Below are 13,248 nucleotides of genomic sequence, written 5' to 3'. Positions count from 1 at the left end.
GCGCGCGGCACGGTGGTTACACATCCTCGAGGCCGGTGTTGCCATCCAAGGCAACGCCGGCCTTTCGCATTTCCGGAGTCCAGACCATGAGCCTCAAGCAGCGCATCAGCGACGACATGAAGGCCGCCATGCGCGGCGGCGAGAAGGAGCGCCTGGCGGTTATCCGGCTGATCCTGGCCGCGATCAAGCAGCGCGAGGTGGACGAGCGCATCGAACTGGACGAAGCGCAAACGCTTGCCGTGCTGGAAAAGATGCTCAAGCAGCGGCGCGACTCCATCGTGCAGTTCGACGCCGCCGGCCGGGTCGACCTGGCGGACATCGAACGCGCCGAGATGGTGGTGATCGACACCTATCTGCCGGCCAAGCTTTCCGAGGCCGAGGTCGACGCGCTGATCGACGACGCCATCACGCAGACCGGCGCCAGTTCACCGCGCGACATGGGCAAAGTGGTCGGCGCTGTGAAGCAACAGGCCGCCGGTCGCGCCGACATGGCGCAGGTGTCGGCCCGGATCAAGGCGCGCCTGGGCGGCTGAGCCCGCTCGTCCTCCCGAAGCATCGAAGTAGGCGAAGGGGGCGCGAAGGGGGCGGCATGCCATGGCGAGAGTGCCTTCCCGCCGCCCCCGCCGCGGCGGTAGACGGCGCCCTAAAGCCCTCACGTTCCGCACAGCGAGCTGATGCGCACCCTTCACGCCGGATCGCCTACAACGGCCCGGCGTCGCCTGATCGGGAAGCATCCGCCCCCGGCCGCGCGACACAGGGAGAAGCCGCATGCTCAAGTGGGCCATCATTTTCGCCATCATCTCGCTGGTCACCGGCTGGCTCGGTTTCGGTGGCATCTCGGGCATCACCGGCACGATCGCCAAGGTGCTGTTCGTGATCTTCATCATCCTGTTCATCATCGCCCTGCTGGCGGTGATCGGGGTATTCCACATTCTGTAGGCCTCCGCGCAGGGCGGCTTTCAGTCCACTGCATCCTCGCCGCACGCTGGAGGGTGGGCTGAAACCCACCCCGCGCTTGCGTTACGCGAGGTCGCAGGCGCACCGCAGCGCAGGCACAAGCCCTAGACTAGCCGCCTATGCGCGGCCGTATCCCCGACAGCTTCATTGACGAATTGCTTGCCCGCGTCGACATCGTCGACGTGATCGAGCGGCGCGTGCCGTTGAAGAAGGCCGGGCGCGAATGGACGGCCTGCTGTCCGTTCCACAACGAGCGTACGCCCTCGTTCTACGTCAGTCCGGCCAAGCAGTTCTTCCACTGTTTCGGCTGTGGCGCGCACGGCAGCGCAGTGAAGTTCCTGATGGACTACGAGCGGCTGGAATTCCCCGACGCGGTGGAGGAACTGGCCCAATCGGTCGGCCTGACCGTGCCGCGCGAGGGCGGCCGCGAGGCGGCGCCGCGCGAGGACAAGAGCGACCTCTACGCGCTGCTCGACGGCGCCGCACGCTGGTACGAAAACGCGTTGCCCGGCAGCGCCGAGGCGCGGGCCTATTGCGAAAGGCGCGGGCTCGATGCCGACACCATCGCGCGGTTCCGCCTGGGCTGGGCGCCCGCCGGTTATGACGGACTGATCAAGGCGCTGGGAGGCAACGACAGGCGCATGCAGCTGTTGACCGAGGCCGGCATGGTCGCCACCGGCGAACGCGGGCACCGCTACGACCGCTTTCGCGAACGCCTGATGTTTCCGATCCTGGACCGCCGCGGGCGCGTGATCGCGTTCGGCGGGCGGGTGCTCGCAAAGGCCGGCGATGGATCCGCGACGGCCGATTCCCGCGCCCAGGATGCGCGCAAGGGCGATGGCCCCAAATACCTCAACTCCCCCGAAACCCCGCTGTTCCACAAGGGCCGCGAGCTGTTCGCGCTGTGGCAGGTCAAGCAGGCCAACAGCCAGCTCGCGCGCATCGTGGTGGTCGAGGGCTACATGGATGTGATCGCGCTGCACCAGGCGGGCCTGCCGATTGCGGTGGCGACGCTGGGCACGGCGACCACCCCCGAGCACACCGAAGTGCTGTTCCGGGCCGCCCCGGACGTGGTGTTCTGTTTCGACGGCGACCGCGCCGGCCGCGCCGCCGCCTGGAAGGCGCTGGAGGCGGCGCTGCCACGGCTGCGCGACGGCCGCCAGGCGTATTTCCTGTTCCTGCCCGAGGGCGAGGATCCGGACACGCTGGTGCGCAAGGAGGGCAAGGAGGGTTTCGAGCAACGTATGAAGGAAGCCACGCCGCTGTCGGATTATTTCTTCGGCGAGCTGGCGCACGATGTCGACACCGCGAACCTGGGCGGCCGTGCACGGCTGGCCGAGCGCGCGCGGCCGCTGATCGCCCGGCTCCCCGACGGCGCCTTCCGCGACCTGATGGCGCAGGAACTGGAAAAACGCACCGGCGCGAGCGCCAACGTGCCGGCCGAGCCGGCCGCGCGCCGCGCCGTGCAGCGGCCGGTGGCGGTGCAGCGTTCGCTGGTGCGCAGCGCCATCGCGCTGCTGCTGGCCCAGCCCGGGCTGGCTGACCAGGTCGAGCCGCCCTACCGCTTCCTGCGCCTGGACAAACCGGGCGTGGGGCTGCTGGCCGAGCTGGTGGACCTGTGCCGCGCGCGACCGGGGATCAACCCGGCGATGCTGGTCGAACATTTCGCCGAGCGTGCGGAATACCCCGCGCTGCAGAAGCTGATGGCGGCGATGGTGGTGGGCGAACCGGAGATCCAGCGCATGGAATTCCTCGACGCGCTGGCGCGGATGGAGGACCAGGCCGTCGCGTTGCGTCGCGAGGCGCTGACCGCCAAGCACCGCGACGGCAGCTTGAGCCAGGCCGAAAAGGCCGAGCTGCGCGAACTGCTGGCGGCTCGCCGTCCTTCCGCCGCGCAGGGTTGATCGATGGCTCCTGCTTCCGGGCGCCTGCGCCCTTACCGATCGGCGCGCGCGCCAGCCTGGAACCCCGATGGCGCTGCTTGAACGGCTGATCCTGCTGTTTGCCGAGAGCGGCTACCTGGCGGTGTTCGCCGCGCTGCTGCTGTGCGGCGCCGGCGCGCCGTTGCCGGAGGACATCACACTGGTCGCCGGCGGGGTAATCGCCGGACTGGGCTTTGCCAACGTGCACGCGATGGCGGCGGTCGCGCTGGTCGGCGTACTGGTTGGCGACGCGGCGATGTTCCTGCTCGGCCACCGCCATGGCGCGCGCATCATGCGCTGGCCGCTGGTGGCGCGGCTGCTCACCCCGGCGCGCTATGCCCGGGTGCAGGAGAAGTTCGCCCGCTACGGCAACCGTCTGCTGTTCCTGGCGCGGTTTCTGCCGGGCATGCGTACGGCGGTCTACGTCACCGCAGGCGCGACCCACCGCGTGTCGTTCCTGCGCTTTTTCCTGCTGGACGGGCTCGCCGCGCTGATCAGCGTGCCGGTGTGGGTGTACCTGGGCTACTTCGGCGCCAACAACCGCGAGTGGCTGGCGATGTGGATCGGCCGCGGACAGAACGGCATCTGGCTGCTCGCCGGGCTTGCCGCGCTGGTGGCGCTGGTGTTGTGGTGGCGCCACCGACGCTGCGCGCACGAGCGCAAGGACGATTGAGGCGGCACCTCCGGCCGCTACAATCTGGCGTTTCGCGTCCTCCCCCTTCACCATGTTCCCCGCTTCGCTGCGCCGGCTTCTCCCCGACGGCTTCACCCTCGCGCTGCTGGCGGCGGTCGGCGTGGCGACCGTACTGCCCTGCCGCGGCGAGGCGGCGCTGTGGCTGGACGCGATCACCGATGCGACGATCATGCTGCTGTTCTTTCTGCACGGCGCCAAGCTGCCGCGCGAGGCGATCGTGCGCGGCGTGACGCACTGGCGGCTGCACCTGGCGGTGTTCGCCAGCACCTTCGCGCTGTTCCCGCTGCTGGGCTGGCTGCTGGCGCCGCTGTCACGCACGCTGCTGACGCCGGAACTGGCCCTGGGCATGCTGTTCGTCTGCACGCTGCCCTCGACCGTGCAATCCTCGATCGCCTTCACCTCGATCGCTGGCGGCAACGTGCCGGCGGCGGTGGTCAGTGCTTCGCTGTCCAGCCTGATCGGCATCGTGCTGACGCCGTTGCTGGTGCAGCTGCTGCTGGCCACGCACGGCGGCCATGCGCCCGGCGTGGCCGGGGTGTGGCAGATCGTCAGGCTCCTGCTGCTGCCCTTCGCCATCGGCCACCTGTTGCGGCCGTGGATCGGCGGCTGGGTCGACCGGCATCGATCGCTGGTCGGCATGACCGATCGCGGTACGATCCTGCTGGTAGTCTACGCGGCGTTCGGCGAGGCAGTGGTCGCCGGACTGTGGCGCGCGACCGCCCCGCTGGCGCTGGCCTCGACGCTGGCGGTCGGCGCGCTGCTGCTGGCGCTGGCGCTGCTGTGCACCGGCCTGGCCGGGCGACTGTTCGGTTTCAGCCGCGCCGACCGCATCACGCTGGTGTTCTGCGGCTCCAAGAAGAGCCTGGCCAGCGGCGTGCCGATGGCCAAGATTCTGTTTGCCGGACAGGCCGGCGGGCTCGGGGCGCTGCTGCTGCCGTTGATGATCTTCCACCAGCTGCAGCTGATGGTGTGCGCGGTGCTGGCGCGGCGCTACGCCTCAGGCCACAAGAAGCCGCCGACCCTGTAGGAGCTGACTCGTGGACGATCGGGCGCGCCATTGCCGGGTTCGGCGAGTCTCGCGTTCAAAGCCTGCGGCCGTGGCAAGGATGTACCGCTGCTTGAAGCAGCCGGACGGCCAGACTGCCAGGCACACCGCGGGCCAGGCGTTCAGCGCAGAAGCCGGGCGGTGTCCTGTGCCGTGGCGGGCGAGGCCATCGTGATGGCCGAATTAAGCACCAGCGCGGGCTGCGACGGCGGGGCCATCCAGTGGTCGGCCAGCAGGAAAGCGAACAGCGCCATCAGGTAGACGATCGAGTACTTGAACACGCGCATGGCGAAGAACTCGTCGGGCGGGTTGAGCAGGCGGATCGCGTAATAGAGAAAGCCGCCGCCCAGCACCAGCGCGCCGCCCAGGTAGACCGCGCCACTGAACCCGGTCAGCGCCGGCAACAGCGTCACCAGCACCAGCAGTACCGTATAGAACAACACGTGCCAGCGCGTGTAGGCCACGCCATGCGTCACCGGCAGCATCGGGATCTGCGCGCGTGCATAGTCGTCGCGGCGGAAGATCGCCAGCGCCCAGAAGTGCGGCGGCGTCCACACGAAGATGATCAGGCAAAGCTGCAAGGCGAAGGCGTGCAGCTCGCCGGTGACCGCGGTCCAGCCCAGCACCGGCGGAATCGCCCCGGCCAGGCCGCCGATCACGATGTTCTGCGGCGTGGCGCGCTTGAGGTACGCCGTGTAGACCAGCGCATAACCGATCAGGCCGCCGAAGGTCAGCCACGCGGTCAGCGGGTTGACCAGCAGCGCCAGCACCAGCATCGAAGCGATGCCCAGCGCGATGGCGAACAGCAGGACCTGGCGCGGCTTCAACACACCGGTCGCCAGCGGTCGTCGCGCGGTGCGCGCCATCAGCTTGTCGATACGCTCGTCGATCAGGTGATTGAACGCCGCCGCTGAACCGGAAGCCATCCAGATGCCCAGCGTGCCGAACACCAGCGCGCGCCACGGCGGGATGCCCGGCACCGCCAGGAACATGCCGATCACGGCGCAGAACACCAGCAGCGCGACGACGCGCGGCTTGGTCAATTGGAAATACTGGGAAAGGTGCAGGGTCACTTGGAAACTTCGCGGAGGCATGGATGGACGGCAGGGCGGAACCCGGCGGGGCGCGTGCGGGACAACTGCTCCCGGAGCGTCAATGCCGCCCCGGGGCCGGTCCCGGCTCGCCCTGGGTCGGCAGGACGCCCGGCTGGGTCTGCGCCAGCGTCGCCAGCAGGGTAAACAGCAGCAGCGCCGCCACGCCGTTGTGCAGGGTCGCCACCGGCAAGGGTAGCCCGAAATGAACGTTGCTGATGCCCAGCAGCACCTGCGCCACCAGCACCACGCCGATCGCGGCGCCGGCCCGGCGCAGTCCGCGGCGGGCCACGCGGTATCCCAGCCACAGCAGGTACACGAACACCACCAGCGCGCCGAAGCGGTGCGCGATCTGGATCGCGCTGCGCGCGGCCATGTCCAGCACGCCGCCCTCGTAGTTCACACCGATGCCACGCCACAGGACGAAGCCTTCCCTGAAGTCGGTCGGCGGCATCCACTGCCCCAGGCACTTGGGGAACGCGTCCGCACCGGCGCCGCAGGCCAGCGCGGCGTAGTTGGACGAGGTCCAGCCGCCGAGCGCGATCTGGCAGGCCAGCAGCACGATGCCCAGCGCGATCCAGCGCCGCAGCGGCGCGTGGCGCTCGTCGGTGGCGCCGACGCCGGCGAAGCGCAGCGCCACGTAGGCCAACAGGGCAAAGGTGGTGATGCCGCCCAGCAGATGGCCCATCACCACGATTGGCTTGAGCAGCAGCGTCACCGTCCACATGCCCAGCATGGCCTGGAAGATGATCACCGCCAGCACCAGCACCGCCAGCCGCCACGCACCGGGCCCGCGCAGGCGCACCGCCGCGCCCAGCGGCAGCGCGATCGCCACCACCGCCAGGATCGAGGACCAGACGTGCTCGCCACTCATGTAGAGACTGACCCCGCCGGCGGCGAAGATCGCGCCCAGGATCACCGCGCCGCGCGCCCAGCGCGGTCGCCAGGCGGCCAGCAACGCCAGCACGAGTACCAGCACCCCCAGCGTGCCGGCGAGGAAGCGATGCACCTGCTCGCGCCAGGCCTTGTTCGCCTCGTACGGGCGATCCGGGAAGGCAGCGTCGGCGCGCGCCACCGCCTGCTCGTGTTGCGGCCAGCTGACCTGGCCATAGCAGGTCGGCCAGTCCGGACAGGACAGGCCCGCGTTGGACAACCGCACGAAGGCACCGAACATCACCACGCCGAAAGCGAACACTGCCGCGCACAGCGCCAGCCAGCGCATGATGCGGCGGACCTTGGCTCCGCCCGCCAGGGCGGGCGCCGGGCTTCCGGACGACGTCATCGCCGACATGCTCACTTGACCACCTTGATCACGTCACGCATCAAACCGGTACCGTCGAAGCCGGCCGGATAATAGGAAAGCGCCGTGCCGTTGGACTCGACCAGCAGCGCGCTCACGCTGTCCGCACCGGTGGGGCGGAAGGCGGCGAGCTTGCCCTCGGCGTCGTGGCCGAACCTCCAGTAGGTTTTCACCGCCGCCAGGTGCTGCGGATCGGCCGGCGGCTGGCCGACGTAGAGCAGGCGCAGGCGGTGCTGGTTGCGGTTGAGCATCACCCAGGTCTTGGCCATGCCGCTCAGCGTCTCGAAGCAGCGCGCGGCGCAATCGGGACCGGCCAGCGCGACCAGGGTCATGCGCGGCTGAGCCGGATCGCGCCAGGCGTAATCGCCACCGTCGGCCAGCGTCACGCGCAACTGCTCGTCGACGAAGTTGCGCTGCGGCAGGATCGGCTGGCCGTAGCCCTTGCTGCCCGGCTGCCAGCCGGTGAAGGTGAGCACGCCGGCGACGATCATCGGCGCGGCGAACACCACGGCGATGGCGATCAGCTTCAGCCGGCTGGCCTTGATGGAGGGAGGCTTGGGAGTATTCATCGGTTGTCCGTGCGTCGGGGGCGGCGCTTGCGGTGCAGGACCAGGAAAATCGCCAGCACGGCGACCGCAAGGCTGAACCACTGGAAGGCGTAGGCCCGATGCCGCGACGGCGGCATCGAGGAGAAATCGAAGGCGTGCACGCGCTGGTAGGCCACCGCCGGATCGGCGTCGAGCGCGAGCACGCGCGGGTACAGCGGCCGGCCCAGGTCGCCGGCGACCTGATCGAGATCCAGGTAAATGGTGGTCTTGGGCCATTGCGTCTGGCCAGCCAGCGCGTCGCCGCCCAGTTCCAGACCCACGCCCGGCGGCGGCAGGTACAGGCCGTGCAGGGAGGCTTCGCCCGCCGGCAGCGGCGGCAGCTTTGCCCGGCCGGCGCCGGGCAAGAAGCCCAGGTCCACCAGCAGCAGGCGCGAGTCGTCCGGCAGCGCCAGCGGCGCGTAGACCTCCACGCCGCCATGCGCATCATGGCGAGGGTTGTCCAGCAGATAGACGCGGTCGCCAAGCCAGTGGCCGTGTACTACCACCCGCGGGAAAGCTTCGGCCGGCGGCGCGGCGGCGATCCGGTCGAACGGCACCGGCGGAGCCGTCGCCGCGGCGGCATAGCGTCGCACCAGGGTTTCCTTGTAGTCGGCGCGATCGAGCTGCCAGACGCCCAGGCGCACGAACAGCACCGCGGCGGCCACGGTCAGCAGCACGCTCCACCAGGCCGGCCTGCGCCAACGTGTCACGCGGAGGCCTCGTCGGCCGTGGCTATACTGCCGGCTCGGAAGTCGTTCGGACCGCTCACGTGGAAACCATCTATCCCATCGTCGTCGTGATCATGTTCCTGGTCGTGGTGTTCAACCTCGGCCAGGCCCTGTATTACATGATGACCGACAAGGACGGCAGCAAACGCACCGCCTGGGCGCTGACCCGGCGCATCGGCCTGTCGATCGTGCTGATCGCCATGATCATGCTGGGCATCTGGATGGGCTGGTTGCAGCCCCACGGCGTCGGCCGGTAATTGTAGCGGTCCCAGGCAAGCGCGGTCCGCGAGCGCGACATTTAGACCACTGCCGCCTGCCGTCGATTCCGGCGCAGCCAGGTGTGTTTCCTTGCAGCCGCCCGTCAGGCCAGCCGCGATGCCGGAGGGGCCGGTCGACAACCCATCGATTTCCGGTTTCTGCAGGAGCGCACAGGTGCGCTCCTGCACGGCGGCGAACAGTCGCGTGCGGGGGAGCGACGAACCTGCCACGAACCAAAAAAAAGCCCGCCATCCGGCGGGCTTTTTTGCAGCGTGGTTCGCCTCAGAGGATGTAGACGAACATGAACAGGCCCAGCCACACCACGTCGACGAAGTGCCAGTACCACGCCACCGCCTCGAAGCCGAAATGATGATCGCGGCTGAAGTGGCCGGCGAGCACGCGCAGCCAGATGATTGCCAGCATGATCGTGCCCAGCGTCACGTGCAGGCCGTGGAAGCCGGTGAGCATGAAGAACGTCGAGCCGTACACGCCGCTGTGCAGGGTGAGGTTGAGCTCGTGGTAGGCCTCCATGTACTCGTGCGCCTGGGCATACACGAACACGGCGCCCAGCAGCACGGTCAGGCCCAGGAACACCAGCACCTTGCCGCGGTGGCCGGCCTTCAGCGCATGGTGCGCGATGGTCACGGTGACGCTGGAGGTAAGCAGGATCAGCGTGTTGAGCAGCGGCAGGCCCCACGGCGCGACGGTCTGGAAATTGCCGCCGATGTTGCCCGGGCCGTTGCCGCCGCCAGCGCCCCACGCAGCGGCGTAGTCGCCCCACAGGAACTGGTGGGTGAGCACGCCGTGGCCTTCGCCGCCCAGCCAGGGCACCGAGAACATGCGGGTGTAGAACAGCGCGCCGAAGAATGCACCGAAGAACATCACTTCGGAGAAGATGAACCACATCATGCCCATGCGGAACGAACGGTCCACCTGGGCGTCGTACTTGCCGGCGAGCGACTCGTTGATCACCGAGCGGAACCAGCCGAAGAACATCAGCAGGATGCCGATGAAACCGACCGTGATGACCGTCTTGCCGAAGCCCGTTTCGCCCGGCTCGGCATTCAACCAATGCGCGGCACCGAACACGGTGAGGAACATGACCACCGCGGCCACGATCGGCCAATAGCTCTTGACCGGTACGAAATAAGCGCCTTGCTGCTGACCCATGAGTGGTCCCCGTGGATATCTCTTTGTTTGCTTCCATCCCCGCCATGGTGCGCGGGGCATTGCTGGCCGGTCCGCCGCGGCGGACCGGTTGGTACGAATTGCGCTATTCGATCTTGAACATGCTCAGAATCGAGAACAGGAACAACGCCACCGCGATCGCGCCGGCGATCCAGACGGTGCGCCGCACGCCCTTCCGGCGTGCGCGCTCCATGTCCCGATCCTGCGCCTGCCCGTTCATCGTCGCGCGTTCCGTCAATCCTCGACGTGGCCGTGGGCCAGTTCGTCGTCGTGGATCACCGGCGGCAGCTCGAACGTGTGGTGCGGGGCGGGCGACGGCACGGTCCACTCCAGACCCCGGGCGCCTTCCCAGACGCGGTCGGCGGCCTTCTTCTTGGAGAAGAACGCGCAATGGATCACCACGCCGGCGAAGATCAGCTGCGAGGCGCCGAACAGGAAGCCGCCGATCGAGCTGATCATGTTGAAGTCGGCGAACGCCACGTTGTAGTCGGGGATGCGGCGCGGCATGCCGGCCAGGCCCAGGAAGTGCTGCGGGAAGAACAGCACGTTCACGAAGATCACGCTGCACCAGAAGTGCACCTTGCCCCAGAACTCGCTGTACATCTGGCCGGTCCACTTGGGCAGCCAGTAATAGGTGGCCGCCATGATGGCGAAGGCCGCACCGGTCACCAGCACGTAGTGGAAGTGCGCCACCACGAAGTAGGTGTCGTGGTACTGGAAGTCCGCTGGCACCAGCGCCAGCATCAGGCCGGAGAAGCCGCCGATGGTGAACAGGATGATGAACGCGATCGCGAACAGCATCGGCGTCTCGAACGTCAGCGAGCCGCCCCACATCGTGCTCACCCAGTTGAACACCTTGATGCCGGTGGGCACCGAGATGAGCATGGTGGCGTACATGAAGAAGATCTCGGCGCCCAGCGGCAGGCCCACCGCGAACATGTGGTGCGCCCACACGATGAACGACAGGAAGGCGATCGCGGCGATGGCGAACACCATCGCCTTGTAGCCGAAGATCGGCTTGCGCGAGAAGGTCGGCACGATTTCCGAGATGATCCCGAATGCCGGCAGGATCATGATGTAGACCTCGGGGTGACCGAAGAACCAGAAGATGTGCTGGTACAGCACCGGGTCGCCACCGCCGGCGGCGTTGAAGAAGCTGGTGCCGAAGTACTTGTCGGTCAGCAGCATGGTCACCGCACCGGCCAGCACCGGCATCACGGCGATCAGCAGGAACGCGGTGATCAGCCAGCTCCACACGAACACCGGCATCTTCAGCAGGTCCATGCCCGGCGCGCGCATGTTGAGGATGGTCGCGATGATGTTGATCGCACCCATGATCGAACTGATGCCCATCAGATGGATGGCGAACACCGCGTAGGCCAGCGAACCGGACTGCAGCGACAGCGGCGGATACATGGTCCAGCCGCCGGCCGGCGCACCGCCGGGCAGGAACAGCGTGGACAGCAGCAGCACGAAGGCGAACGGCAGGATCCAGAACGAGAGATTGTTCATGCGCGGCAACGCCATGTCCGGCGCGCCGATCATCAACGGGATCATCCAGTTACCCAGGCCGACGAAGGCCGGCATGATCGCGCCGAAGATCATCACCAGCGCATGCATGGTGGTCATCTCGTTGAAGAAGTACGGCTGCACCAGCTGCATGCCGGGCTTGAACAGCTCGGCACGGATCACCATCGCGAAGCTGCCGCCGATGAAGAAGGCCGTCAGCGAGAAGATCAGGTACAGCGTGCCGATGTCCTTGTGGTTCGTGGACATGAACCAGCGCGTGAAGAAGTTCGACGGCGCGCCGTGGTGTGCGTCGTGGTGATCGTGGGTGGCTGCGTGGGCCATGGCCTTGCACCTCTACCTAATGCGAATACTGAAAAGCGGGTGGGCTGGGGCGATCAGCCCTGCTTGCCCGGCGTCGTGGCCGCCGCGGCGGCCGTCGTCGAAGCGGATGCCGGGGCGGCGGCGGTCGAGGCGGGCGCCGGCGTCGGCGAAGCCGGCGTCGCGGGCGTGGCCGGCGGCGCCTTGCCGGCGGCCTCCTGCTGCGCCAGCCACTGGGCGAACTCGGCCTTCGGCAGCGCCTTGACCACGATCGGCATGAAGCCGTGGTCCTGGCCGCACAGCTCGGCGCACTGGCCGCGGTAGGTGCCCGGCACCTTGATGTTGGTCCAGGCCGCGTTGACCATGCCCGGGATGGCGTCGATCTTCCAGCCCAGCGCCGGCACCCACCAGGAGTGGATCACGTCGCCGGCGGTGATCACGAAGCGGATCTTGGTGTCGACCGGCACCACCAGCGGCTTGTCGACGTTCAGCAGGTAGGTGTTCTCGTCGCCCACCTTGACCGCATCCGGATCGAGCTCCGAACCGAGCTGGCGCGTATCGTTGCTCTGCTCGTCCAGCTTCGACACGAAGCCGACGCCGTCGATCGCCTTGCCCTGGTAGTTGACGTAGTCGTAACGCCACTTCCACTGGTAGCCGGTGACCTTGACGGTCATCTGCGAGCCGGTGGTGTCGGCGAAGGAGACCAGGCCGCCGGTGGACATCCAGGCCAGCACGATCAGGATGATCACCGGGATGGTGGTCCACACCACTTCGAGCATGGTGTTGTGCGACCACTTCTCGGCCACCGCGCCGCGCGATTTGCGGAAGCGGAACATGGCGACGAACATCGCGCCGAACACCAGCACGCCGATGACCGTGCACACGCCCAGCGCGACGTTGTTGAGGAAGTAAGGCTCGTGCGACCACTCGGTCACGCCCTTCGTCATGTTGAGCTGGCCCGGCTGGGGATTGGCCCATGCCGGATTAACCCAGGCCGAACCGGCCCACAGCGCACCGACCGCTGCCGCCCATGCCCGTGTCCCCAAGGCCTTGATCCTGATGCCGCCAGATGTCATGTCCTGCACCTTTGTTGTAGCTACCTGCACGGCTGGCCTCGCACCTGAGCCAGCAGCACCTTCAGTTTCCTCGACAGCTCGGCGCGCTCCTCTTCGGCGAGGAATGCACCGATCTCCAGCTCGCGTCCATGCGACCCCAGCAGCAGACGGTCGTGCCCGTTGCCGTGCGCCAGCCGCACGCGCACCCAGTAGGACTGGAAGCGCGCGCACCGGCGCCCGGGCAGCGAGCGCACTTCCAGCGACGACTCGTCGAGGATGATGCGTTCGCTGCGGTCGCCCGCGCGCCAGGCCTGCCGCAGGGCAACGGCCATCGCACAGGACTCGATCAGGGCAAACAGCGGAGCGAACACATTCCCCTGCCACGCACCCAACCCGGCCGTCGTCAGCGCCAGGGCCGCCAGTACCACGATCAAGCGACGCAAGCCGCGTCGGCTGAGTGCGCGATTGGGCCGTAGCCACATCGTCACGCACGGCAGGCCGGCGGCAGCTGGTCGAAGCACGATCATGGGGATCCGGCGTGCCTGGAACAGCGGAATGATAGGCCGCGGCATCGTCGCGAGGCAAGAATGTCGCAC

Annotated in this window: 15 protein-coding genes; 6 read left to right on the top strand and 9 right to left on the bottom strand. The window is 67.9% G+C overall.

Translation table 11 applies throughout. From position 1 onward, the window contains the following. Positions 1 to 86 precede the first annotated feature (86 nt). The 5 genes from OSC30_RS02965 to OSC30_RS02945 all read left to right on the top strand — a co-directional run bounded on the left by OSC30_RS02965 (position 87) and on the right by OSC30_RS02945 (position 4,600). Positions 87 to 533 (top strand): GatB/YqeY domain-containing protein, encoded by a 447-nt coding sequence (locus OSC30_RS02965; protein WP_267170334.1) that lies wholly within the window; start codon positions 87 to 89, stop codon positions 531 to 533. A 235-nt stretch (positions 534 to 768) separates the two neighbouring features. Beyond that, positions 769 to 939: a DUF1328 domain-containing protein gene (locus OSC30_RS02960; RefSeq protein ID WP_267170333.1), complete on the top strand. Its 171-nt coding sequence runs from the start codon at positions 769 to 771 to the stop codon at positions 937 to 939. A gap of 137 nt (positions 940 to 1,076) precedes the next feature. After that, positions 1,077 to 2,861, top strand: coding sequence for a DNA primase (gene dnaG, locus OSC30_RS02955; RefSeq protein WP_267170332.1), 1,785 nt, complete (start codon positions 1,077 to 1,079; stop codon positions 2,859 to 2,861). 67 nt (positions 2,862 to 2,928) lie between these two features. Next, entirely contained in the window at positions 2,929 to 3,552 is a 624-nt protein-coding gene (locus OSC30_RS02950; protein ID WP_267170331.1) for a DedA family protein, read from the top strand. Between the two features lie 52 nt (positions 3,553 to 3,604). Beyond that, positions 3,605 to 4,600 (top strand): bile acid:sodium symporter family protein, encoded by a 996-nt coding sequence (locus OSC30_RS02945; RefSeq protein WP_267170330.1) that lies wholly within the window; start codon positions 3,605 to 3,607, stop codon positions 4,598 to 4,600. A gap of 140 nt (positions 4,601 to 4,740) precedes the next feature. Here OSC30_RS02945 and cyoE read toward each other — a convergent pair whose 3' ends face one another. The 4 genes from cyoE to OSC30_RS02925 form a co-directional block, all read right to left on the bottom strand. Then, positions 4,741 to 5,691, bottom strand: a complete 951-nt coding sequence (gene cyoE, locus OSC30_RS02940; protein WP_267170329.1) for a heme o synthase — start codon at positions 5,689 to 5,691, stop codon at positions 4,741 to 4,743. A 79-nt stretch (positions 5,692 to 5,770) separates the two neighbouring features. After that, complete coding sequence (locus OSC30_RS02935) at positions 5,771 to 6,991, bottom strand: COX15/CtaA family protein (RefSeq protein ID WP_425474725.1); 1,221 nt, start codon at positions 6,989 to 6,991, stop codon at positions 5,771 to 5,773. An 11-nt stretch (positions 6,992 to 7,002) separates the two neighbouring features. Continuing rightward, positions 7,003 to 7,578, bottom strand: coding sequence for a hypothetical protein (locus OSC30_RS02930; RefSeq protein ID WP_267170328.1), 576 nt, complete (start codon positions 7,576 to 7,578; stop codon positions 7,003 to 7,005). Beyond that, the gene (locus OSC30_RS02925; RefSeq protein WP_267170327.1) at positions 7,575 to 8,306 is read right to left on the bottom strand and encodes an SURF1 family protein; all 732 of its coding nucleotides are present in this window, start codon (positions 8,304 to 8,306) and stop codon (positions 7,575 to 7,577) included. Before OSC30_RS02925 ends, OSC30_RS02930 begins: the two co-directional genes overlap by 4 nt. Positions 8,307 to 8,365: 59 nt before the next feature. Here OSC30_RS02925 and OSC30_RS02920 point away from each other — a divergent pair, with 59 nt between their 5' ends. After that, complete coding sequence (locus OSC30_RS02920) at positions 8,366 to 8,581, top strand: twin transmembrane helix small protein (protein WP_267170326.1); 216 nt, start codon at positions 8,366 to 8,368, stop codon at positions 8,579 to 8,581. Between the two features lie 283 nt (positions 8,582 to 8,864). Here the strand turns inward: OSC30_RS02920 and OSC30_RS02915 are convergent, their stop codons facing one another. From OSC30_RS02915 to OSC30_RS02895, 5 genes are all read right to left on the bottom strand, one after another. After that, positions 8,865 to 9,752 (bottom strand): cytochrome c oxidase subunit 3, encoded by an 888-nt coding sequence (locus OSC30_RS02915; protein ID WP_267170325.1) that lies wholly within the window; start codon positions 9,750 to 9,752, stop codon positions 8,865 to 8,867. 103 nt (positions 9,753 to 9,855) lie between these two features. Further along, the gene (locus OSC30_RS02910) at positions 9,856 to 9,990 is read right to left on the bottom strand and encodes a hypothetical protein (protein WP_267170324.1); all 135 of its coding nucleotides are present in this window, start codon (positions 9,988 to 9,990) and stop codon (positions 9,856 to 9,858) included. A gap of 14 nt (positions 9,991 to 10,004) precedes the next feature. Further along, complete coding sequence (gene ctaD, locus OSC30_RS02905) at positions 10,005 to 11,621, bottom strand: cytochrome c oxidase subunit I (protein ID WP_267170323.1); 1,617 nt, start codon at positions 11,619 to 11,621, stop codon at positions 10,005 to 10,007. A 53-nt stretch (positions 11,622 to 11,674) separates the two neighbouring features. Then, positions 11,675 to 12,673 carry a cytochrome c oxidase subunit II gene (gene coxB, locus OSC30_RS02900; RefSeq protein ID WP_425474724.1) on the bottom strand — a complete coding sequence of 333 codons (999 nt, stop codon included), beginning with the start codon at positions 12,671 to 12,673 and terminating at the stop codon, positions 11,675 to 11,677. A 20-nt stretch (positions 12,674 to 12,693) separates the two neighbouring features. Next, positions 12,694 to 13,134, bottom strand: a complete 441-nt coding sequence (locus OSC30_RS02895) for a DUF2244 domain-containing protein (RefSeq protein WP_267170483.1) — start codon at positions 13,132 to 13,134, stop codon at positions 12,694 to 12,696. Positions 13,135 to 13,248 lie beyond the last annotated feature (114 nt).

Source organism: Frateuria hangzhouensis (assembly GCF_026410505.1).
Lineage (GTDB): Bacteria > Pseudomonadota > Gammaproteobacteria > Xanthomonadales > Rhodanobacteraceae > Frateuria_A > Frateuria_A hangzhouensis.
The sequence above is the reverse complement of the archived record's forward strand: the minus strand, read 5'-3'. Positions and strand labels throughout refer to the sequence as shown.

Bases quoted from the DNA above. Each gene is read 5' to 3' on its own strand.
- OSC30_RS02895 (WP_267170483.1), bottom strand. From the start codon at position 13,134: ATGTGGCTACGGCCCAATCGCGCACTCAGCCGACGCGGCTTGCGTCGC.
- OSC30_RS02960 (WP_267170333.1), top strand. From the start codon at position 769: ATGCTCAAGTGGGCCATCATTTTCGCCATCATCTCGCTGGTCACCGGC.
- OSC30_RS02915 (WP_267170325.1), bottom strand. From the start codon at position 9,752: ATGGGTCAGCAGCAAGGCGCTTATTTCGTACCGGTCAAGAGCTATTGG.
- OSC30_RS02945 (WP_267170330.1), top strand. From the start codon at position 3,605: ATGTTCCCCGCTTCGCTGCGCCGGCTTCTCCCCGACGGCTTCACCCTC.
- dnaG (WP_267170332.1), top strand. From the start codon at position 1,077: ATGCGCGGCCGTATCCCCGACAGCTTCATTGACGAATTGCTTGCCCGC.
- OSC30_RS02965 (WP_267170334.1), top strand. From the start codon at position 87: ATGAGCCTCAAGCAGCGCATCAGCGACGACATGAAGGCCGCCATGCGC.
- OSC30_RS02935 (WP_425474725.1), bottom strand. From the start codon at position 6,991: ATGACGTCGTCCGGAAGCCCGGCGCCCGCCCTGGCGGGCGGAGCCAAG.
- ctaD (WP_267170323.1), bottom strand. From the start codon at position 11,621: ATGGCCCACGCAGCCACCCACGATCACCACGACGCACACCACGGCGCG.
- OSC30_RS02950 (WP_267170331.1), top strand. From the start codon at position 2,929: ATGGCGCTGCTTGAACGGCTGATCCTGCTGTTTGCCGAGAGCGGCTAC.
- coxB (WP_425474724.1), bottom strand. From the start codon at position 12,673: ATGACATCTGGCGGCATCAGGATCAAGGCCTTGGGGACACGGGCATGG.
- OSC30_RS02910 (WP_267170324.1), bottom strand. From the start codon at position 9,990: ATGAACGGGCAGGCGCAGGATCGGGACATGGAGCGCGCACGCCGGAAG.
- OSC30_RS02930 (WP_267170328.1), bottom strand. From the start codon at position 7,578: ATGAATACTCCCAAGCCTCCCTCCATCAAGGCCAGCCGGCTGAAGCTG.